18 protein-coding genes and 1 pseudogene are annotated in these 20,489 nt (G+C 69.0%); 11 read left to right on the forward strand and 8 right to left on the reverse strand.

What is annotated here, in order from left to right; translation table 11 throughout:
• Positions 1-2,157, reverse strand: coding sequence for an elongation factor G-like protein EF-G2 (locus tag ACQPYA_RS10950; protein WP_433532498.1), 2,157 nt, complete (start codon positions 2,155-2,157; stop codon positions 1-3).
• Positions 2,158-2,404: 247 nt separating this feature from the next.
• Between ACQPYA_RS10950 and pgsA the strand changes: the two genes are divergently transcribed.
• The 7 genes from pgsA (at position 2,405) to ACQPYA_RS10985 (ending at position 8,419) form a co-directional block, all read left to right on the forward strand.
• Positions 2,405-3,037: a phosphatidylinositol phosphate synthase gene (gene pgsA, locus ACQPYA_RS10955; RefSeq protein ID WP_433532499.1), complete on the forward strand. Its 633-nt coding sequence runs from the start codon at positions 2,405-2,407 to the stop codon at positions 3,035-3,037.
• 28 nt (positions 3,038-3,065) lie between these two features.
• Positions 3,066-3,944 (forward strand): phosphatidylinositol mannoside acyltransferase, encoded by an 879-nt coding sequence (locus ACQPYA_RS10960; protein ID WP_433532500.1) that lies wholly within the window; start codon positions 3,066-3,068, stop codon positions 3,942-3,944.
• 13 nt (positions 3,945-3,957) lie between these two features.
• Entirely contained in the window at positions 3,958-5,118 is a 1,161-nt protein-coding gene (locus ACQPYA_RS10965; RefSeq protein ID WP_433532501.1) for a glycosyltransferase family 4 protein, read from the forward strand.
• 26 nt (positions 5,119-5,144) lie between these two features.
• Complete coding sequence (locus ACQPYA_RS10970; protein WP_433532502.1) at positions 5,145-5,651, forward strand: hypothetical protein; 507 nt, start codon at positions 5,145-5,147, stop codon at positions 5,649-5,651.
• 171 nt (positions 5,652-5,822) lie between these two features.
• The gene (gene pdxS, locus ACQPYA_RS10975) at positions 5,823-6,740 is read left to right on the forward strand and encodes a pyridoxal 5'-phosphate synthase lyase subunit PdxS (protein ID WP_433532503.1); all 918 of its coding nucleotides are present in this window, start codon (positions 5,823-5,825) and stop codon (positions 6,738-6,740) included.
• Between the two features lie 69 nt (positions 6,741-6,809).
• On the forward strand, positions 6,810-7,415 hold the full coding sequence (gene pdxT / locus ACQPYA_RS10980; RefSeq protein ID WP_433532504.1) for a pyridoxal 5'-phosphate synthase glutaminase subunit PdxT: 606 nt from the start codon (positions 6,810-6,812) through the stop codon (positions 7,413-7,415).
• Between the two features lie 257 nt (positions 7,416-7,672).
• A complete protein-coding gene (locus tag ACQPYA_RS10985; protein WP_433532505.1) occupies positions 7,673-8,419 on the forward strand; it encodes a YebC/PmpR family DNA-binding transcriptional regulator in 747 nt (248 codons plus the stop codon).
• 796 nt (positions 8,420-9,215) lie between these two features.
• Here the strand turns inward: ACQPYA_RS10985 and ACQPYA_RS10990 are convergent.
• A complete protein-coding gene (locus ACQPYA_RS10990) occupies positions 9,216-9,995 on the reverse strand; it encodes a transposase family protein (RefSeq protein WP_433533465.1) in 780 nt (259 codons plus the stop codon).
• Positions 9,996-10,633: 638 nt separating this feature from the next.
• On the opposite strand from ACQPYA_RS10990, the gene ltrA reads away from it, so the two are divergent.
• Positions 10,634-11,887: a group II intron reverse transcriptase/maturase gene (gene ltrA, locus ACQPYA_RS10995; RefSeq protein WP_433532506.1), complete on the forward strand. Its 1,254-nt coding sequence runs from the start codon at positions 10,634-10,636 to the stop codon at positions 11,885-11,887.
• An 858-nt stretch (positions 11,888-12,745) separates the two neighbouring features.
• Here the strand turns inward: ltrA and ACQPYA_RS11000 are convergent.
• Together ACQPYA_RS11000 and ACQPYA_RS11005 are read right to left on the reverse strand one after the other, a co-directional pair.
• Positions 12,746-13,018, reverse strand: coding sequence for a hypothetical protein (locus ACQPYA_RS11000; protein ID WP_433532507.1), 273 nt, complete (start codon positions 13,016-13,018; stop codon positions 12,746-12,748).
• A gap of 296 nt (positions 13,019-13,314) precedes the next feature.
• Positions 13,315-14,259, reverse strand: coding sequence for an IS701 family transposase (locus tag ACQPYA_RS11005; RefSeq protein ID WP_433533466.1), 945 nt, complete (start codon positions 14,257-14,259; stop codon positions 13,315-13,317).
• Positions 14,260-14,818: 559 nt separating this feature from the next.
• On the opposite strand from ACQPYA_RS11005, the gene ACQPYA_RS11010 reads away from it, so the two are divergent.
• Positions 14,819-16,594, forward strand: coding sequence for a reverse transcriptase domain-containing protein (locus ACQPYA_RS11010; protein ID WP_433532508.1), 1,776 nt, complete (start codon positions 14,819-14,821; stop codon positions 16,592-16,594).
• An 85-nt stretch (positions 16,595-16,679) separates the two neighbouring features.
• Here the strand turns inward: ACQPYA_RS11010 and ACQPYA_RS11015 are convergent.
• A pseudogene (locus ACQPYA_RS11015) lies at positions 16,680-16,991 on the reverse strand (transposase); the annotation flags it as partial.
• 299 nt (positions 16,992-17,290) lie between these two features.
• Between ACQPYA_RS11015 and ACQPYA_RS11020 the strand changes: the two are divergent.
• Together ACQPYA_RS11020 and ACQPYA_RS11025 are read left to right on the forward strand one after the other, a co-directional pair.
• Positions 17,291-18,061 (forward strand): DUF5753 domain-containing protein, encoded by a 771-nt coding sequence (locus ACQPYA_RS11020; RefSeq protein WP_433532509.1) that lies wholly within the window; start codon positions 17,291-17,293, stop codon positions 18,059-18,061.
• The gene (locus ACQPYA_RS11025; RefSeq protein ID WP_433532510.1) at positions 18,052-18,252 is read left to right on the forward strand and encodes a DUF397 domain-containing protein; all 201 of its coding nucleotides are present in this window, start codon (positions 18,052-18,054) and stop codon (positions 18,250-18,252) included. Before ACQPYA_RS11020 ends, ACQPYA_RS11025 begins: the two co-directional genes overlap by 10 nt.
• Before the next feature lie 63 nt (positions 18,253-18,315).
• Here ACQPYA_RS11025 and ACQPYA_RS11030 read toward each other — a convergent pair whose 3' ends face one another.
• From ACQPYA_RS11030 to ACQPYA_RS11040, 3 genes are all read right to left on the reverse strand, one after another.
• The gene (locus ACQPYA_RS11030; protein ID WP_433532511.1) at positions 18,316-18,495 is read right to left on the reverse strand and encodes a hypothetical protein; all 180 of its coding nucleotides are present in this window, start codon (positions 18,493-18,495) and stop codon (positions 18,316-18,318) included.
• Positions 18,496-18,627: 132 nt separating this feature from the next.
• On the reverse strand, positions 18,628-19,404 hold the full coding sequence (locus ACQPYA_RS11035) for a hypothetical protein (protein ID WP_433532512.1): 777 nt from the start codon (positions 19,402-19,404) through the stop codon (positions 18,628-18,630).
• Between the two features lie 48 nt (positions 19,405-19,452).
• The gene (locus tag ACQPYA_RS11040) at positions 19,453-20,328 is read right to left on the reverse strand and encodes a hypothetical protein (protein WP_433532513.1); all 876 of its coding nucleotides are present in this window, start codon (positions 20,326-20,328) and stop codon (positions 19,453-19,455) included.
• Positions 20,329-20,489 lie beyond the last annotated feature (161 nt).

Consider the following 20,489-nt stretch of genomic DNA (forward strand, 5'->3'; position numbering starts at 1 on the left):
TCAGCTGTGGTGTTCCTTGCGGAGCTGGTCGGCGAGGTGGGCGGGCATCGGGTCGTAGCGGACGAAGTGCCGGCGGAAGGTGCCGGCGCCCGCGGTCATCGCGCGCAACTCGACGGCGTAGCGCAGCAGCTCCGTGGCGGGCACCTCGGCGCGGACCAGGGTGCGTCCCTCCGCGTCCGGGTCCGGTTCGGTGCCGAGCACCCGGCCGCGCCGGCCGGAGAGGTCGCCCATCACGGTGCCCACGTTGCCGTCGGGCACCCGGATGGCCACCTCGTCGATCGGCTCCAGCAGCGCCGGCTGCCCGAAGTCGGCGGCGGCGCGCAGGGCCAGCGCGCCGGCGGTCTGGAACGCGGCGTCGGAGGAGTCCACGCTGTGCGCCTTGCCGTCGACCAGGGTCACCCGCAGGTCCACCACCGGGTGGCCGGCGACCAGGCCGCGCTCCATCTGGGCGCGTACCCCCTTCTCCACCGACGGGATGTAGTTGTGCGGGACCGCGCCGCCGACCACCCGGTCGACGAACTCGAAGCCGGCGCCGCGCGGCAGCGGTTCCACCTCGATGTCGCAGACGGCGTACTGGCCGTGCCCGCCGGACTGCTTGACGTGCCGGCCGTGCCCGCGCGCCGGCGCGGTCAGCGTCTCCCGCAGCGCCACCTGCACCGGCTCGGTGTCCAGCTCGACCCCGCCGGCGCGCAGCCGGTCGAGGACCACGTCGGCGTGCGCCTCGCCCATGCACCAGAGCACCAGCTGGTGGGTCTCCGGGTTGCGTTCCAGCCGCATCGTCGGATCGCCGGTCACCAGCCGGGCCAGGTTGCGGGCCAGGGCGTCCTCGTCCGAGCGGGACCTGGCCACGACGGCCACCGGCAGCAGCGGCTCGGGCATCTCCCACGGGGCGATCAGCAGCGGGTCGTCCTTGGCGGAGATGGTGTCGCCGGTCTCCGCGCTGCCGGACTTGGTGATCGCGCAGATGTCGCCGGCCACGACCATCCCGACCTCCCGCAGGGTCGCCCCCAGCGGGCTGTAGAGATGGGCGATCCGCTCGTCGGCGTCGTGGTCGGGGTGGCCGCGTTCGACCAGGCCGTGCCCGGAGACGTGCACCGTCTGCTCGGGGTGCAGCGTGCCGGAGAAGACCCGGACCACGCAGACCCGCCCGACGTGCCGGTCGATGGTGGTCTTGACCACCTCGGCGACCAGGGGGCCGGCCGGGTCGCAGGTCAGCGGCGGGCGGGGCGAGCCGTCCACCCCGGTGACCGCGGGCAGCGCGTGCTCCGGCGGCGCCGGGAAGCCCGCGGTGAGCACCTCCAGCAGCGCGTCCAGCCCGACGCCGGTCGCCGCGCAGACCGGCACCACCGGGTAGAAGTGGCCCCGGGCGACGGCCTTTTCGAGGTCCTCGACCAGGATGCCGGCGTCGATCTCCTCGCCACCGAGGTACCGGTCCATCAGGGTCTCGTCCTCGCTCTCGGCGATGATCCCCTCGATCAGCTCGTTGCGGGACTCGACGATGGCCGGCAGGTGCTCCGGGTCCGGCTCGCGAACCTGCGGCGGCAGGCCGTCGGTGTAGTCGAAGACCCGCCGGGTGATCAGCCCCAGCAGGCCGACGGTGGAGACCCCGTCGTCGCCGAGCATCGGCAGGTGCAGCGGGAGCACGTTGTCGCCGAAGACCCGCTGGCAGAGCGCCACCGCCTCGTCGAAGTCGGCGCGCGGATGGTCCAGCCGGGAGACCGCGACCGCCCGGGGCATGTCGACCGCGGCGCACTCCTCCCACAGCGCCGCGGTGGCGGCGTCCATCCCGTCGACGGCGGAGACCACGAAGAGCGCGGCGTCGGCGGCGCGCAGGCCGGCGCGCAGCTCGCCGACGAAATCGGCGTAGCCGGGGCTGTCCAGCAGGTTGACCTTGACGCCGTCGTGCAGCAGCGGCGCGCAGGCCAGCGCCACCGAACGCTGTTGGCGTACGGCCGCCGGATCGTGGTCGCAGACGGTGTTCCCGTCGGCGACCGAACCGGCCCGGGAGATCGTTCCGCTCGCCGCGAGCAGCGCCTCGACCAGGGTCGTCTTGCCCGCCCCGGAATGCCCGACGAGCACCACGTTGCGGATCCGCGCGGGATCGGTGACCGCCGGCACTCCGGCGGCGGCCCCCTTGTCCTGACTCCTCTGCGCCATCGGGCGCACCTCCCTAAGCCGGTGGTGGTGGGTGGCGACCGCCGCGCGCGACGGGGATGCGGCCCGGACGGGTACTGCGGCGATATCCTCCGGTGGATCGCTCCGGACCGGGCAGTCAACGGGCGGTCGGGTGATCCGGCTCACCCTCCCGGCTCGATCTCACACCCGATGCCGGGACCGGCACAACCCTCCCAGGTCAGACCGGCAGTGTCGGCGGGGCGGAGCCGACCGTTATCGTGGGACAGCCATGGCGAAGATCTTCCAAGTGTCGGCCCGCGCGGGGATGACCCGCGTCGTGGAGCCGATCGCCCGCCGCCTGCTGCGCGCGGGCGTGTCCCCCAACGCGGTCACCGTCGCGGGCACCCTCGGGGTGCTCGTCGGCGCGCTCGGCTTCGGCGCCCGCGGCCACCTGGTGGCCGGGGCGCTGATCGTGACGGTCTTCGCGCTCACCGATCTGCTCGACGGGACGATGGCCCGGATGAGCGGCGGCTCCACCCGATTCGGCGCGTTCCTCGACTCCAGCATGGACCGGGTCGCCGACAGCGCGGTGTTCGGCGCGGTCGCCTTCTACCTGGCCGGCGAGGGCGACCGCGCGGGCGTGGCCGCCGCGCTGATCTGCCTCGCCGCCGGTGGGCTCGTGTCGTACGTCAAGGCCCGCGCCGAAGGGCTCGGGATGGACGGCAACGTCGGCATCGCCGAGCGCACCGAGCGGCTGCTGATCGTCGGGGTCGGCGGCCTGCTCACCGGGCTCGGCGTCACCAGTGCGCTGCCGGTCGCGCTGTGGCTGCTCGCGGCGGTGTCGCTGTTCACCGTGGGGCAGCGGATGCGGCACGTGTACCGGCAGGCCCAGCAGGTCGGTGCCCCCGGCGGCAACGGGTGAGCGGCACACTGGCGGGAGGCGTGCGACGGTGAACGTCACCGAACTCGGCCTCGCCGCCGGCTGGCGGTTGATCCGCGCGCTGCCCCGCCCGGTCGCCGCCGCGGCGTTCAACGTTGGGGCCGACCGCGCGTACCGTCGCCGCGGCCCCGGCGCCACCCGGCTGGCGTCCAACCTGCGCCGGGTGGTCGGCCCGCAGCTGCCCGAGGCCGAGCTGGACGAGCTGGTCCGGCAGGGCCTGCGCTCGTACGCCCGCTACTGGCTGGAGGCGTTCCGGCTGCCCTCGCTGAGCCGCCAGCAGCTCCTCGCCGGGTTCCGGCTGGGGCGCGCCGAGCTGCTCGCCGCCGACGTGGCGGCCGGGCGCGGCGCGGTGGTGGCGCTGCCGCACGGCGGGAACTGGGACGCGGCCGGAGCGTGGGTCGCGGCCAACGGCTGGCCGTTGTCCACCGTCGCCGAGCGGCTCAAGCCGGAGGGCATCTACGAACGGTTCCTCGCCTTCCGGCAGGGCCTGGGCATGGAGATCCTGCCCACCAGCGGCGGCGAGCGCCCGGCGATCGACGTGCTGACCGACCGGCTCGCCGCCGGGGCGGTGGTGCCGCTCCTCGCCGACCGGGACCTGTCCACCCGCGGGGTGGAGGTGGAGTTCTTCGGCGGACGGACCCGGATGCCGGCCGGCCCGGCCCTGCTCGCCCTGCGCACCGGCGCGCCGCTCTACGTGGCGTCGATGTGGTACGAACCGGATGCGCCATGTGCCGCGCTCGACGGCCCGCTGCCGGTGCCCGGACCCGGGGAGGGCACGATGGAGACCCGGGTCCGGTCGCTGACCCAGCTGATCGCCGACCGACTCGCGGCGGGCATCGCCCGGCATCCGCAAGACTGGCACATGTTGCAGCGGATGTGGCTGGACTGAGGGGACGGGCGCAATGCGGATCGGCATCGTCTGCCCGTACTCCTTCGACGTGCCCGGCGGAGTGCAGAACCACGTCATGGACCTCGCGGAGGCGCTGATCGGGCTCGGCCACGAGGTGAGCGTCCTCGCCCCGGCGGACGAGGACTCGTCGCTGCCGCCGTACGTGGTGCCGGCCGGCCGGTCGGTGCCGCTGCCGTACAACGGCTCGGTGGCCCGGATCGCGTTCGGGCCGGTCTCCACCGCCCGGGTACGCCGGTGGATCACCCGGGGCGACTTCGACGTGCTGCACGTGCACGAGCCGCTGGCGCTGAGCCTCTCCATGCTCGCCGTGCTCTCCGCCCGGGGCCCGGTGGTGGCCACCTTCCACACCGCGATGACCCGATCCCGGGTGCTCTCCGCCGCCCAGGGCGTGCTCCAGATCGTGCTGGAGCGGATCACCGCGCGGATCGCGGTCAGCGCCCTGGCCCGCAAGGTGCAGGTCGAGCACCTGGACGGCGGCGCGGTGGAGATCCCCAACGGGGTGGCGGTGGCCAAGTTCGCCGGCGTCGAGCCGCTGCTCGGCTGGCCCGGGGAGTGCGCGCCGGGCAGCGGCGGCGCGCTCGGCTTCCTGGGCCGCTTCACCGAACCCCGGAAGGGTTTCCCGATCCTGCGGGACGCCTTCGTGGAGCTGGCCCGGCAGCGCCCCGGGCTGCGCCTGCTGGTCGCCGGTCCCGGCGACGCGGACGACCTGTTCGACCAGTTTCCACCCGACCTTCGGGATCGGGTGACCTTCCTCGGCCTGGTGCCCGAGGAGGAGAAGGCGCGCATGCTGAGCAGCGTGCACCTCTACGTCGCGCCGAACACGGGTGGGGAGTCCTTCGGCATGATCCTCACCGAGGCGTTGGCCGCGGGCACCACCGTCGTCGCCAGCGACCTCGACGCGTTCCGTCGGGTGCTCGACGGCGGCCGGGCCGGGCGACTCTTCCCCACCGGTGACCCGGTGGCGCTGCGTACGACCCTGGCGACGCTGCTGGACGACCCGGCCCAGCGGGCGGAGTTGACCGCCTGCGGCGACCAGGTGGTGGCAAATTTCGACTGGCCCGTGGTTGCCCGCCGGGTTCTGGAGGTATACGCAGCGGCGATCGAGGCGACCGACGGGCGGGTGATCGACCAGGAGTGGGTGGGGCTGGCCTGACCGGGAGGAATGGGAGCAGCACTACGATGCCGGGCATGTGGTGGGTGGTGGGCGCGACGGTGGCCGTCGTTCTGGTCACGGCGTACCTGATCTGGACCGCCGGCCGGGTCGAGCGGCTCCACGGCCGTGCGCAGCTCGCCGCCCGCGCCCTGGACGCCCATCTGCTGCGCCGGGCCGCGGCGGCGGCGGTGCTGGCCGAGCGCCGCTACGGCGTCGAGCTGTACGCGGCGGCCCGGATCGCCCTCGACGCCCGGCCGGACGAGCGGGAGGCGGCCGAGAACGACCTGACCCGGCAGCTGCGCGCGGTCCGGCTGGATCCCACCGACCCGGACTGCGAGGCGGTCATCGCGGCCAGCCGGCGGCTCGCCCTGGCCCGGCAGGTGCACACCGACCTGGTCCGGGACGCCCGTTCGGCGCGCGGCCGGCCGCTGGTGCGCCTGTTGCGGATGGGACGCGGGCACACCTGGCCGCGTTACTTCGACATCGACGACCCGACCCTCGCCGTCCCCGCCGCCGACGTCCCCACCCGGTGATCCGGGCGTCGGTCGGCCGGGCCGGGCGGGGTGCCGGGCGGGGCTCCGTCCCGGGTGACGGCGGCCACAGAGCAGGCCACCACGGGTCTGATTGGCTGTCGGTACGGCGTTGCGCCGGGCGTAGCATCTCCGCTGCCACCTCCCCGAGCACGCCTGAGGAGCGATGATCTCGTGCCCGAGACGACTTCCCCGAACGCCAGCGCCAGCCCGGTAGTCGGCACCGCCCGCGTGAAGCGCGGCATGGCCGAGATGCTCAAGGGCGGTGTGATCATGGATGTGGTCACCGCCGAGCAGGCCAGGATCGCCGAGGACGCCGGCGCCGTCGCGGTGATGGCGCTGGAGCGGGTGCCCGCCGACATCCGGGCGCAGGGTGGGGTGTCGCGGATGAGCGACCCCGACATGATCGACGGCATCATCAACGCGGTCTCCATCCCGGTGATGGCCAAGGCCCGCATCGGTCACTTCGTCGAGGCGCAGATCCTGCAGTCCCTCGGCGTCGACTACGTCGACGAGTCCGAGGTGCTCACCCCGGCCGACTACGCCAACCACATCGACAAGTGGGCCTTCACCGTCCCGTTCGTCTGCGGCGCGACCAACCTGGGCGAGGCGCTGCGCCGGATCACCGAGGGCGCGGCCATGATCCGCTCCAAGGGCGAGGCCGGCACCGGTGACGTCTCCAACGCCACCACCCACATGCGGAAGATCCGCCAGGAGATCCGCCGGCTCCAGTCGCTGCCGACCGACGAGCTCTTCGTCGCGGCGAAGGAGTTGCAGGCGCCGTACGAGCTGGTCAGGGAGATCGCCGAGACCGGCAAGCTGCCGGTGGTGCTCTTCACCGCCGGTGGCATCGCCACCCCGGCCGACGCGGCCATGATGATGCAGCTCGGCGCGGAGGGCGTCTTCGTCGGCTCGGGCATCTTCAAGTCCGGCAACCCGGCCCAGCGGGCCGCCGCGATCGTCAAGGCGACCACCTTCCACGACGACCCGGACGTGCTGGCCAAGGTCTCCCGTGGCCTGGGCGAACCGATGGTCGGCATCAACGTCGAAGAAATCCCCCAACCCCACCGCCTCGCCACCCGCGGCTGGTGAAAGGAGGGGCCCCCTGTTAACGCCTCGTGTAGAGCAGGGGCCCCTTCTTAACACTCGGAAGGAACCCACGTGACGGCACCGGTGATCGGTGTGCTCGCCCTTCAGGGTGACGTCCGCGAGCACGTTGCCGCGCTGAGCGGGGTGGGCGCGCAGGTCCGCGCGGTACGCCGGCCCGGGGAGTTGGACGCGGTCGACGGCCTGGTCATCCCGGGCGGGGAGTCCACCACGATCAGCAAGCTGGTCGACATATTCGAGCTGCGGGAACCGATCGACAAGCGGATCGCCGCCGGGATGCCGGTCTACGGCTCCTGCGCCGGCATGATCATGCTGGCCACCGAGCTTCTCGACGGCCGGCCGGACCAGCGCGGCTTCGACGGCATCGCGATGACCGTACGGCGCAACGCGTTCGGCCGGCAGGTCGACTCGTTCGAGGCGCCGGTGGGGATCACCGGCATCGAGGACGGCCCGCTGCACGCGGTCTTCATCCGCGCCCCCTGGGTCGAGCGGGTCGGCGACGCCGTCGAGGTCCTCGGCACCGTGACCGACGGCCCGGCCGCCAACCGGATCGTGGCGGTCCGCCAGGGCAACCTGCTCGCCACCTCCTTCCACCCCGAGCTGACCGGCGACCTCCGTCTGCACGCCTACTTCGCCGACCTGGTCCGCGCCGCCACCTGACACCGCCCGCTGCCCACCCGGCGCGGCCGGCGCGTGTCGCGGCGACAACGTCATGATCAATGGGGTTGATGAGGGTGGGGCGGGTGCCGGGGGTGGGGAGCGAGGTGGGGGCGTCGGTAGGATTGTCGAGATTCGGCAGGGCCATCTGGCCGCCACGGCTTCCACCAGAGCTGACCGGCACCACCGTGTGTGTTGGTGCGGAGCGGGGCGCGTGCGGTGCGGTCGATGCAGACGGCGGGTAGCAACGGAGGTAACAGATGTCCGGCCACTCAAAGTGGGCGACGACCAAGCACAAGAAGGCGGTCATCGACGCCAAGCGCGGCAAGATGTTCGCCAAGCTGATCAAGAACGTCGAGGTCGCGGCGCGTACCGGCGGTGGTGACCCGGCCGGCAACCCGACGCTCTACGACGCGATCCAGAAGGCCAAGAAGAACTCGGTCCCCAACGACAACATCGACCGGGCGGTCAAGCGCGGCTCCGGCCTGGAGGCCGGCGGCGCCGACTACCAGACGATCATGTACGAGGGGTACGGCCCGAACGGCGTCGCGCTGCTGATCGAGTGCCTGACCGACAACCGCAACCGCGCCGCCACCGAGGTACGCACCGCGCTGACCCGCAACGGCGGCTCGTTCGCCGACGCCGGCTCGGTGTCGTACATGTTCTCCCGCAAGGGCGTGGTGATCGTGCCGAAGGCGGGTACCACCGAGGACGACGTGATGCTGGCCGTCCTCGACGCGGGCGCCGAGGAGGTCAACGACCTGGGCGAGGCGTTCGAGGTGGTCTCGGAGCCGGGCGACCTGCTCGCCGTACGGACCGCGTTGCAGGACGCCGGCATCGAGTACGAGTCGGCCGAGTCCTCGCTGATCCCCAGCGTCAACGTGCCGCTGGACGAGGAGGGCGCGCGCAAGATCTTCAAGCTGATCGACGTCCTGGAGGACTGCGACGACGTGCAGAACGTCTTCGCGAACTTCGATGTCAGCGACGAGATGCTATCTCAAATCTGAGGGACGCGCTGGGTCGTGACCTACACCGAGCTGCTGTACGGACGACGGGTCAGCCTGTATATCCGGCTGAGTAAGGCGGCCGACGGCCGGAACCTCAGCAAGCAGGGCATGATCGATGATCTCCGGTCCTCTGTGCCGACCGGGGGTTTCGTGAGGTGGCCCTTCATGTGGATGACGGGCGGTCCGGTGGCATCCGTGACCGCCCGGAGTTCCGGGCGTGGCTGGCCGACGCTATCGAGGGTAAGCCGCCCCGTGGTGCCGTGTCAGCGGGCTTACGGTCCCGGAACGCGGCCACGGGCCGATGGGCGCAGCCGCTGGGGGTGGTACATGGTTTGCAGCGCGCGAGCGTGCGCGCCGGTCCAGGATCGTGGAAATCTCCGAACGGGTCGCCCGGACGGGTACGCGGGCAACGGGAGCAGGCCGACGACAGAGGCCATAGGGAAAAGCCTGCGGCCCGAACCATCCCATGGCCCGTGAACGACTACCGCCGCGCCATCCGCAACTGCCCCGATGCCCCCGTATCTGGCGGGTGCTGGTAAACCCCAATTTCGGCCGCGATATTGGCTTGACTCGGAAAGCAATTCATCCCCGTGCCGTAGTCGGCACGCTCGGCCATCAGTAGCGCAACCGTGAGGTTGGAGCCGACCGGGCCCTACGGTGCCCGTGCTGCGGACGGGAGCGCTTTCAATGCCCGGCGGAGGAGGCACGGCTAACCGTTGCGGTGGCGGCTTGGAGGCGGGTCGCTAAAGGATGTCTCGTAACTTGATGAAGGCGTTTGCTGTCAACGGTGTTGGTGTCACCCGATGAGGATGATGTTGTGCAGGTTGGCGATGCCGGAAGCGGTGTCGGCCAATGTGTGGGCGGCGCGGCGGTAGTCGCGCAGGATCTTGAAGCACTTCATGCGGGCCAGGGCGTGTTCGACCTGGGCTCGGAGGGTGCGGTGCTGCTTGTTCAGGTCGGCTTTCCAGCCGGGTAGGTCGCTGCCGTCGGCGGGTTTGCGGTACGGGATGATCACGTCTGGGTTGCCGCGGTAGGCGCCGTCGGCCATGACAGGCCGTCCGGCCAGCTTCTGGTCGATGCCACTGGTCCGGTAGACGATGGTGTCGTTGCGGTTGCCGGGTTGTGGGTCGCCGAGTGCGACGACCAAGCGGGTGTGGGCGTCGATGGCGACCTGCAGGTTCGTGGAGTAGCGGTAGTTCTTGCTCGGCGCGGCCAGGCGGTGGTCGCGGGTCGGGATCAGGGTGCCGTCGACGATGGTGATCTGGTCGACCCGGCGTCGGCGGACCGGGGCCAGGGCCAGCAGCGGGCCGAGGGTGTCGATGACCCGGTGCGCGGCGGAGTGCGACACCCCGAACAACGGGCCGATCTGACGCATCGTCAGGTTCGTGCGCCAATAGGCGGCGACCAGCAACACCCGATCCGCGAGGTCAAGCGACCACTGCCGGCCCGGCCGACCGTCAGCGATCGCGTCACCGCCACGCTCGGCGACCAGCCGGACCAGCTTGCGGAACTGAACGGGCTGCAGCCCAGTGAACGGAAAGATCCACTCCGGGCGGGCCGCCGAGATCACCTGCACCCCGACATCATCGACCACCGTCCCAACCGGACGGTCGCCGGGTTACGAGACATCGTGCGCCACGAACGCGGGAGGGAGCTGGTTGTAGGCAGAGCTCCTGAGCGTGGTGCTGTGTGAGAGATGAAGGTTGGCCCTTCGGAGCCGCTCTGCGGGGGGAGGCTTCAAACCGCCACATGCTGCGGGACCGGTGACGTGACCGTGGTGAGCGATGTGGAAAAGGCGCCCAGTGAGGTGTCAGGTGGGGATCAGGAAGACGAGCGTGAGCGAACCACTGATGACGTGTCGAAATGTATTAGATGACGCCGAAACCGGGTGTTTGATGTCGGCCTGGGATGAGTCTGGCGGGAGCCCGTTTACTGGCCAGGTGGTGTCCGGCATGGAGGTGGCGTGAGCCTGATCTGCCGCTCTCGCACGGAACGTGGGAAGACACGCCCCGACACAGCTGGCCGAGTTGGTGCCAGCGATAGGGAGCACTCCAAGCGGCTGAACCGCAAGGAGCTGAGTACCGTCGCGGGACGTGTCGGCGGACCGGTCTGTAGTAGCGACGAAGCCCTTGTAATGGGGGTGGAGTGAAGAGATCGGGTCATTCGTGGCTGGTGTTCGTATGGTCAACCGGGCCATGGTCTGGGAGGAGCCGAGTGAGCCAGTTGAAGTCACCAGGAAAGCCGTTCGATATTTCGAAGCGGGAGGTGTGGGAGGCGTATCTGAAGGTTAAGGCTAACAAGGGCGCCGCCGGTGTGGATGGCTGCTCGATCGAGGACTTCGAGAAAGACCTGAAGAACAACCTCTACCGGGTCTGGAACCGGATGTCCTCGGGCAGCTACTTCCCGCCGGCGGTGAAAGCGGTGCAGATCCCGAAACCGGACGGCGGCGGGGTCCGAGTGCTCGGGGTGCCCACGGTCGCGGACAGGGTCGCCCAGACGGTGGTGGCCGCGAGGCTGGAGGCGAAGGTCGAACCGATCTTCCATCCGGACTCCTACGGCTACCGGCCGAACAGGTCGGCGCTGGACGCGGTCGCGGCATGCCGGCAGCGGTGTTGGAAGACCGACTGGGTGATCGATCTGGACATCCAGAAGTTCTTCGACTCCGTGCCCTGGGACCTGGTAGTCAAAGCGGTTCAGGCGCACACCGACGACCGTTGGGTGGTGCTGTATGTCCAGCGGTGGCTGCAAGCACCGATGCAGTTGCCTGACGGAACCTTGCGACCGCGGGACCGGGGAACCCCACAGGGATCCGGGGTTTCGCCCGTGCTGGCGAACCTGTTCATGCACTACGCGTTCGACACCTGGCTGACCCGGACGTACCCGGGTATCCGGTTCGAGCGCTACGCCGACGACGCGGTCGTGCACTGCGTCAGCGAGCACCAGGCCCGCGAAGTGCTGGCCGCGCTCGGGGACAGGATGGAGGAAGTCGGGCTGCGGCTGCATCCCGACAAGACCCGGATCGTGTACTGCAAGGACGGCAAGCGACGCGGCTCGGCCGAGCACACGTCGTTCACCTTCCTCGGGTTCACCTTCCGCGCCCGCAAGGCGCGCAGCAGGAACGGAACCTTCTTCACCAGTTTCCTGCCCGCGATCAGCAAGGACGCCCTGAAGAAGATCAGCGGAGAAGTCCGCTCCTGGCGGCTTCACATGCGGATACACCTGACCTTCACCGAGCTCGCACACCGGATTAACCCGGTCGTGCGCGGCTGGTTGCAGTACTACGGAGCGTTCTACCGCTCCGCGCTGTTTCCCCTCCTACGACGCATCAACGCCTACCTGATGCGCTGGATCCGCAAGAAGTTCAAACGGCTCCGGACGTTCAAGAAGGCCCACGCGTGCTGGCACCGCATCACCCGCCAGCACCCCAGGCTCTTCGCCCACTGGGCATGGACACCGACGTTCTGGTGACCAGGATGACAAGAGCCGTGTAACGGGAGACCGTTACGCACGGTTCTGTGGGAGCCGGAGGGTGAAACTCCCTCCGGCCACCCGACCTTTAGCCCGCTGAGAGCGCCGTCGGGGGCGATAAAGAGGCCCGCCCCGGTTTTTTACTCCCCTCACGGGGGAGGTGAGCGACCGGGGCGGGGCTAGGGAGGATCACATGGTGGGCTGACCGGATCCGGGGCAAGTGCCCCGGCTACCCATTGCCTGATGAGGTGGGCAATTCTTTCCAGCGGCGACGCCTACGCGCGCACCACAGACGGAGCACTGACTTTGAGGGGCCATGTACGCACTCCCGGGGGGAATTGGTAGTCAGAGTGGGGGTCTTCCTCCGGTTCGCGTCCACTACCAGATGCGACCGTTAGATGGAGGTAGACCGTTGTGTCGTCCGCGCACTTGATCCTCAGCGCGGCGGGTGACAACCACACTCCGGGGAGGTCGCACGTATCCCACTCCGCAAACACGGGGGGCCGTGCGAAGTCGAGCAGTCGAGTAGTGAACACGAGCATCCTGGACGCTCGCCTCATGGGGGGTGGCATCTCCGCCGGAAGCGGCACGGAAGGCGGGGCGGGCCGTGGGGCCGCGACCGCCGACAGGAGCGCGCCCGATCCGGAGGACCGGTAGAGGATCTTCACTCCGGGCCGTGAATCGGGCCCGAATCGCTCCACCGCCGCGTGATCCGGATGGTCGCTGGCCGCGAACAGCGCCGCCAGCGTGTCAAGCACTTCGGTTGTCTGCACTCCGGGTTCTCCGTTCCTCCGCTACCAGGCGGACCTAAGTCTAGGTGCCACCCCGGGGGTGCTCTGGCCTGCCGCGCGACCGTCATCAGCGGCCTTGGGTCAGGGTGCGCAGCACCCGAAGGGGGCCGTCGATCGCCCACCCGACGACCCGACTGATGGACTGCTCCACATCGGGCTTAACCCCGATGCTCTCGCTGTCGGCCAGCAGGTCATAAAGACACGCCATCAGGTAGAGCATGAGCGCGAGCGAATGCCCTTCGTACTCCCGCTGAAGGGCGAGCTTCGCGGGCTGGCACGGCCAATTAGCGCCGCAGTCCCGGCAGCGCCACGACGGGCGAGCTGGGATGTGCTCAGCCATCCTGACCACCACCCCGGATGAGTTGGCCCAGGGTGCGCAGCTCGCCCGCGCGATCCCAGATGATCACCGTCGAAGTGTCTCCCGGCCGATCAGCCGATTCCGGCTCAGCGGGCCACGACAGGAGCGGGTGGGGGGTGGGCTTGCAGAAGTCACAGATGCACCGCCGTCCACCGATCCCCTTATGCCGGACCACCGCCCACCTCCCAAGTTGGATGAGGGGCTCCGGGTGTGACACGCATCCCCCTTGGGCTAGCGAACCGGGGCCCCTCGACTAGTACGGCAGCCGCCATTTGTGATCATGGTTGAGTCTCAAGGTTGAGGCGGCGGGCGTGGTGAGCTCGTCTGGCTCGTGCTTGGTGTCGGCGTCGCCAGTTTGACCAGTGCAAACGGTGGGCGATGCTGTGGGTCGGCCGGATCAGCAGGACGTTGATCAGGCGGCGGATCTCGTTGGTGGTCAACTCGATCATGTTGGGTGGGGCGGGACGGTCCGTTGTTCGGGCGTCGGCGGCGCAGATCGCGAGGACAGCGAGGGCGGCCATCGCCAGGGTGGTGAACCGGTGCCAGGACGTCCAGCGGCGGACCTGGTGCTGGTCGAGACCGGCCTGACCTTTTCCGGCCTGAAAGCCTTCTTCCACGATCCACCGGATTCCGGCTACCCGCACGAGCTGGGCGAGGGTAGCGGAGCCGGGTGTCCAGCAGCGGTAGAAGGCCATCTCGCCGGTGGTGTTGTTGCGGCGGACCAGCAGACTGTGCCGGCCGTCGTCGTCGGGGTCACCGTCGGCGCCGACGTCGGTCAGCCAGGCCCAGTCGTAGAACCGCGGCCCTTTCGATCCGTCGCCGGCGCTGCGCCGGGTCCATGCGGTGGCGGGCAGGTCCGCGGCCAGTCGGTCGGCGCGGCAGCGGGTCTTCCCGCCGTCGATCGGCACGAGGTGATCGCAGGAGACCGCCAGGACGTATCCCAGGCGGAGTTTGCGCAGTGCACTCCGCAGTCGGCTGTTGTTGCCGTAGGCCTCGTCCGCGGCGACCCACCGGGCCGGGACCAGGGCCTTCACCGCGGCGCTGATCATGTCGTCGGCCAGTTCGGATCGGGTGGCGAACACGACATCGTCGGGGACGCCCGCCCGTTCACACCGCTGGCGGTCGTCGGTCCAGGACTTCGGCAGGTAGACCCGCCGGTCGATCAGGGTGTGACCGTGCCTGCTCGCATAGGCCAGAAACACCCCGACCTGGGCATTCTCGATCCGCCCAGCGGTTCCGGTGTACTGGCGCTGGTGCGCCGCGAGGCGCTCTGTTGTATCCCCAGCTCAGCTGGGAGGAACTGGAGGGAGGTTCCTGGGTCTGATGGCTTACCCGTAGCTGAAAGGTGATCGGGGACAAGAGCATGCCAGGAAACCGGCGGTCATGGTCAGGCGTTGACGTGACGCGTCGTGGGACCCGCGCGATATGGCGAAGGCTGGATTGCTTGAAACCCAATCTCCAGACGATGAAAAGTACCATCCGCCGGAATTGACGCCTGGGACCGGTGCCGCGTCCTGCCTCGGCTTTGCAGCGTGGTCGGGGCATCCTCCGGACGCAGGGCGATGCCCAGCGAGGGCATTAAAGGAGATGAGTGGGTCGCCTACGTCGTGCTGACGTGCAACAGAGACGAACGCGGGATCGCCTACGGGGTGCGAGCCCTACGGCGACGGAGCGCTCGTAGTAGTCGCCGGGGTCACGTCCGGCCGAGGAGGACGGGAAAGCCGTCCGCAGGGCGAAGGAGCGCAGGTGATCGGACACCACAGGAATCGGGAGGTATGCGAAATGCAGAGCGCCGAAACGGTGCTGGGTGTCCTGCGTGAGCGCGGCAGGCGTGGCCTGCCGCTGGATGAGTTGTATCGACAGTTGTTCAACCCGCAGCTGTATCTGCTGGCCTACGGGCGCATCTACGCCAACCGCGGCGCGATGACACCGGGTGCCAGCGCGGAAACCGTGGACGGCATGTCGCTGGGGAAGATCGGTCGCATCATCGATGCGTTGCGCCATGAGCGCTACCGGTTCAGCCCGGTCAAGCGGACCTGGATCCCCAAGAAGAACGGGAAGCGACGGCCGCTGGGCTTGCCTACCTGGTCGGACAAGCTCGTCGGCGAGGTGATGCGTCTGCTGTTGGAGGCGTACTACGAGCCGAAGTTCTCCGCCCGGTCCCACGGGTTCCGTCCCGCTCGGGGCTGCCACACCGCGTTACGCGAGGTGGCGACGACCTGGACGGCGACGGCCTGGTTCATCGAGGGTGACATCTCCGACTGCTTCGGCACGCTGGACCACCAGGTCATGCTGTCGACGCTGGCGGAGCACATCCACGACAACCGGTTTCTGCGGTTACTGCGTAACATGCTCACAGCCGGATACCTGGAGGACTGGATCTGGAACGCCACGCTCAGCGGCGCGCCACAGGGCGGGGTGATCTCACCGATCCTGTCGAACATCTATCTGCATCGGTTGGACACGTTTGTTGAGAACATACTCATCCCCGAGTACACCCGAGGCGAACGCCGGGCCAAGAACCGCGCGTACTGCCGGGTGCAAGACGCGGCCGCACGGGCACGTGTTCGTGGTGACCGCACCACGGCAAGGAAGCTGCGCCAGCAGCTGCACCGCCTACCCAGCCGAGACCCGAACGATCCCGGCTACCGGCGGTTGCGCTACGTGCGTTACGCCGATGACACCCTGCTCGGGTTCGTCGGACCACGAGCCGAGGCCGAGGAGATCAAACAGCGCATCGCTCAGTTCCTTCGTGACGATCTCAAGCTGGAACTGTCCGAGAACAAGACGCTGATCACGCACGCCCGCACCAGCGCGGCGAGGTTCCTCGGCTACGAGATCACCGTCCAGCACGGCGACCACATGCACCATCGTGGGAACCGGACGGTCAACGGCACGATCGCGTTACGCGTGCCCAAAACGGTTATCACGGCCAAATGTGCCCGGTACCTACAACGCGGCAAACCCGCGCATCGGACCCGACTGGTCAACCACGATGACCACACCATCATCGCGACCTACGGGGCCGAGTACCGAGGCATCGTCCAGTACTACCTGCCCGCCGGCGACGTCTGGCGACTGAGCCGGCTTCGCTGGATCATGGAAACCTCCATGCTCAAGACCCTGGCACTCAAACACCGCTCGGCGGTGTCGACAATGGCCCGCAAGCACCGGACCACCATCGACACCCCGCACGGCAAACGGCGGTGTTTCGAAGCCCGGGTCGAGCGCGAGGGCAGGCCAGCACTGGTCGCCCGGTTCGGCGGCATACCACTCAAGCGGCAGAAGACAGCGGTCGTCCTCGACCGCCGCCCCGTCCCAATCGCCGCCCGCAAAGAGCTGATCAACCGGCTCCTCGCCGGGCGGTGCGAGGTCTGCGACGGCACGGTGGACATCCAAGTTCATCACGTCCGCAAACTCGCCGACCTCGATCGGGACAAGCAGTCACGCAAGAGCACCTGGACGAAGATCATGGTCAAACGGCGACGCAAAACGCTCATCGTCTGCGCCGACTGCCACACCCAGATCCACTCCGGCAACGCCGCAATCACGCAGTAGTCACTGGAGAGCCGGATGCCCGGAAACGGGCCTGTCCGGTTCGGGAGGAGGGCGCCGGAAAAGGACCTGCCCAGGCAGGCACCTCGCCAGCGCCCCACCTCACGACGCCGACGGTGTGCACGCCCTTCTTCAGATCCCCGGTCTCGTCGACCACCAAGACCCCATCAGGGTCACCGAGCCGGTCGATGACGACCTTCCGCACGTCGTCACGCACCGCGTCCGCGTCCCACTTCGCCCGGTAGAGCAACCTTTGCATCGCGTCCGGCCGGCCGTGTCCGGCCTGCTCCGCCAACTGCCAGCACGTCTTGATCCGCAGGTCGGCGAGCAGCCCGGTGACGAACCCGGCTGCAGCCCGGCGGGGCTCGACCCGGCAGAACCGGCCGGTGAAAGAGTCGATCACCAGGTCGATGGCTCGTCGCCACCGGGCAGGCTCTACGCTGTGGCTCTCGGCCACCGCACGGTCTGATGTTGTGTCCACAACGCACAGACGATCACGCGGTGGCCGTCCTCATTCCCGCGGGATCCGAGGTCACCTCACGAACGGCGGCTGCCGTACTAGACGCGACTGCCGGGCTATGGGTCGTCGCCTCCGCCAGTCGCGCCGTCTGCGAAGAGACTGCCCGACCGTTGCGGAACGAACACACCGCGTAGCACTATCTCCTGTAGACGGCACAGGACGTACCGGAGGTGCATCGGATGAACTACGCCGTGATAGAGGCGATGGCCGCAGCCGGCGAGACGGCAGACAGCCTCGCAGCCCAGATAGGCGTGGATCCGAAGACGGCCGCCAAGTGGGCCAACCCGGGACGGATTCCACAGACGCGCCACCGGGCGCAGGTTGCGACGGCGCTAGGCCGCGAAGTGGAGCACCTTTGGCCGGACGTCCTGAAGCGGCGGGAACCCGCCTGGTTCCGCCGATGGGTGGATGTCGAACGGGAAGCGGTTGCGCTGCGGTGGTTTGAGTTGGCGTGGGTGCCCGGCCTGCTACAGACGGAGGCGTACGCGCGGGCAACGCTGGCCATGGAGTCGCTGACCGCTGATGAGGTGGGCGAACTCGCCGCAGCGCGGGTGCAGAGACAAGCAATTCTGCACCGCGACCGGCCCCCGCTGCTGGTGGCCGTGATGGACGAGGCGGCACTGCGGCGCAGGGTGGGGCGTGACGGCACGGTGATGCGTGAGCAGTGCGAGCACATCGTGACCTGCGTGGAACAGCTGCCATCGGTTCAGGTGCACGTGGTACCCCTCGATACGCCGATGTATCTCGGTCTTGGCGGGCCGTTCATCATGGCCGACATGCCGGACGGTTCGAGGGTCGCCCATGAGGACGGGCAAGTCAGCGCTCAGATCACGGAGGCTGCGGCCGAAATTGCTACCCTTGACCGCAGGTGGGCGCGCATAGTAGGCGATGCCCTACCCCGGGCGCAGTCAATCGACCTCATTAGGGAAGTAGCGGGCTCATGGACATGACCGGCGCGCAGTGGCGCAAGAGCAGCAAGAGCGGTAGCAACGGTGGTGCCTGCGTAGAGGTAGCCGACAACCTGCCCGGTGTGGTCGGCGTACGCGACAGCAAGGATCCGACCGGCCCGGTGCTCACCTTCAGCCCAACTGGGTTCGCCTCGTTCCTCGGCGCGGTGAAGGCGGACCGCCTGGCCAGCTGAGACGGCCGCAGAGCGGAAAAGGGCCCCCACTGGGGGCCCTTTGTTGTTCCGGTGGTGGGTCAGTCAACCGAGATGACCTCGTGCCGCTCCCATGTCGGACAGCCGGTCGTCTCCGTCCCGCTCGGAGTCGGTCAGGAACACGTCCGCCGGAAGCTGCGCGGCGAGCGCCGCCAGGTCCGCCGGAACGATGGGAGCTTGCAGAACGGAGACGAAGATGCCGGGCTTCTGTTCGGTGATGTTCATCAGGGTTGATCCTTTTCTCAAGCTACGTTCAGGACGGTACGCAGACGACGGGAGTAATCGACAGCCGGGCAGCAACGTCCGCCCCGGTTGAACGGCCCGCCACCCGTCGAGCGGAGGGCGGGCCGTTCGGCGTCAGGCCACCGGCCGGAGCTGGATCAGCGTCGGCAGCGACTCTTGGGCGGTCCAGCGGCTCGTGTTCCGGGTGGCGTTCTTGCTGATCAGGGCACGGTCGATGGTGTTCATCGGTCGGCCCTGGTAGTAGAGCTCCGTGCCGCTCGCGGAGTTTCCGTTGTACGCCACGCAGGTGTGCGTGATCTCCACGGTCACCAGCCGACCGAGCGAGTCGTACTCCCGGATGGTGTCGTCCCGGCAGGCGGGGGCGAGCTTGGTGACGAGGTTCTCGTAGCCGCGGATGAGGCCGTTGAGCAGGTCGTTGGTGGAGAGGTTGTACTTGGCGAAGGCAACCATGGCGATGGAGTGGATGACCCCCATCAGTTTGCCGATGTTGTCGGCGGCGCGGGGGTCCTGGACAGCGTTCAGGTAGGCGTTGGAGAGCGCGGCGCAGTCGACGGCGCCGTTGACGAAGGGGCCGAGCAAGCTCCCCGGCATGCTGTCGATCTGCGCGATCTTGGTGACGGCGGCTTCGGTGCAGGCCTCGACGTCGGCGGCGGCGATGGCGTCGATGTGGTTGAGGATTTCCTGCTTCGAGGTCTCCACCGCCGCGATGATCTCCTGCTTGGCCCGTTCCAGGTCGCTACCGCCTCCGCTGCCGCCGTAGAGGTACGAGACCACGGCGACGGCGATCTGTGGCCACGGGATCGCGGCCCGGGCGGGTTGGGCGGTGCCGGACACGGTGAGCACCATCGCGGTGGTCGCGGAAATGATGCCGTTGACGAGTCTGCGTTTCATGTGCGGGTCCTCATCTCTCCGGGGTGATGTCTGCGGGGTCGGTCACGGTCAGGGGAGGCCGACGCCCTTGTCGATCAGCACCTGCAGGGCCCTCTTCGCGAGCCGCCGTGCGGTGTCGTACATGAGGACGTCCGCCACGAGCTGCCTGTTGAAGGGCCCGATGATCGGTGGACCGTCGTCGATCGTGAAGGTGTCGGTGCCCGCCCAGTACGTCCCGCGGACCGTTTTTCCGCCGTACGAGCAGGTGTACGTGTACAGACCGGCGTTCGGTACGCCGCCGTCGACGCAGTCCGGCGTCATCTCCTGGATGAGGTACTCCAGGCCCTGCCGGAAGTAGGGGCGTTGGGTCGCCGCGAGATTGGTGCCCTCGTCGGCGTCGACCATGAGGTAGGCGGCTTCCAACTGGGTGAACAGGACGATCATCGCCCTACCCACGGCATCGAGCGCGATCTCGTTCTCGCGGACCGTGCGCAGGTGCGCCTTTGCCGCGTAGGCCGCGTCGTGGGTGCTGTTCAGGGCGGGGCCGGCGGCCCACGGCACCCGCAGCAGTTCGACCTTTGTCACGGCCGCCTCGGTCTTGGCCTGGATCTCGTGGGTGAGCTGCGTGTCGAGGCGGGTGAGCAGGTCGACCTTCGTGCCGTTGATCGCGCCGATCACCTGCTGGATCAGCTGGCTGATCTCCTGCGGGGTGTAGACGCCGTCCCGCCCCATCTCGGCCGCGGCGAGCAGTATGTCGATGATCTTTCCGTAGTCGACGCCGTCGGCGACCTGCGCCCCGGCCGCCGGCCCCGGGGTCGGCCCCGGGGCCGACCCCGATGCCGACGTCGACACCGAGGCCGATGCCGCCGGGGGCGCCGGCAGGGCCAGGCCCAAGCCCAGCACCATGGCGGTGATCCCGCCGAGAAGTGGTTTCGCTGTCCGCACTCCGATCCTCCTCACCTTGCCCCCATCGATGTCGGTCGCGCCCGTCCGACAGCGGTCAGCGTTCCAGCTTCGAGAAGGTGTGCGGTATCCGTGAAAATACGCAAACCCCGGATTGCCTGAGGTTGCCGCGGACGCCCTGGACACCGCGCAGCGCGTCGATG

It is taken from the genome of Micromonospora sp. CA-263727, from assembly GCF_050942455.1.
Taxonomy (GTDB): Bacteria; Actinomycetota; Actinomycetes; order Mycobacteriales; family Micromonosporaceae; genus Micromonospora.

Coding starts and splice junctions, on each gene's coding strand:
- ACQPYA_RS11030 (WP_433532511.1), bottom strand. CDS start 18,495: ATGAACATCACCGAACAGAAGCCCGGCATCTTCGTCTCCGTTCTGCAA.
- pgsA (WP_433532499.1), top strand. CDS start 2,405: ATGGCGAAGATCTTCCAAGTGTCGGCCCGCGCGGGGATGACCCGCGTC.
- ACQPYA_RS11000 (WP_433532507.1), bottom strand. CDS start 13,018: ATGGCTGAGCACATCCCAGCTCGCCCGTCGTGGCGCTGCCGGGACTGC.
- ACQPYA_RS11010 (WP_433532508.1), top strand. CDS start 14,819: ATGCAGAGCGCCGAAACGGTGCTGGGTGTCCTGCGTGAGCGCGGCAGG.
- ACQPYA_RS10965 (WP_433532501.1), top strand. CDS start 3,958: ATGCGGATCGGCATCGTCTGCCCGTACTCCTTCGACGTGCCCGGCGGA.
- ACQPYA_RS11025 (WP_433532510.1), top strand. CDS start 18,052: ATGGACATGACCGGCGCGCAGTGGCGCAAGAGCAGCAAGAGCGGTAGC.
- ACQPYA_RS10950 (WP_433532498.1), bottom strand. CDS start 2,157: ATGGCGCAGAGGAGTCAGGACAAGGGGGCCGCCGCCGGAGTGCCGGCG.
- ACQPYA_RS11020 (WP_433532509.1), top strand. CDS start 17,291: ATGAACTACGCCGTGATAGAGGCGATGGCCGCAGCCGGCGAGACGGCA.
- ACQPYA_RS10970 (WP_433532502.1), top strand. CDS start 5,145: ATGCCGGGCATGTGGTGGGTGGTGGGCGCGACGGTGGCCGTCGTTCTG.
- ACQPYA_RS10985 (WP_433532505.1), top strand. CDS start 7,673: ATGTCCGGCCACTCAAAGTGGGCGACGACCAAGCACAAGAAGGCGGTC.
- ACQPYA_RS11035 (WP_433532512.1), bottom strand. CDS start 19,404: ATGAAACGCAGACTCGTCAACGGCATCATTTCCGCGACCACCGCGATG.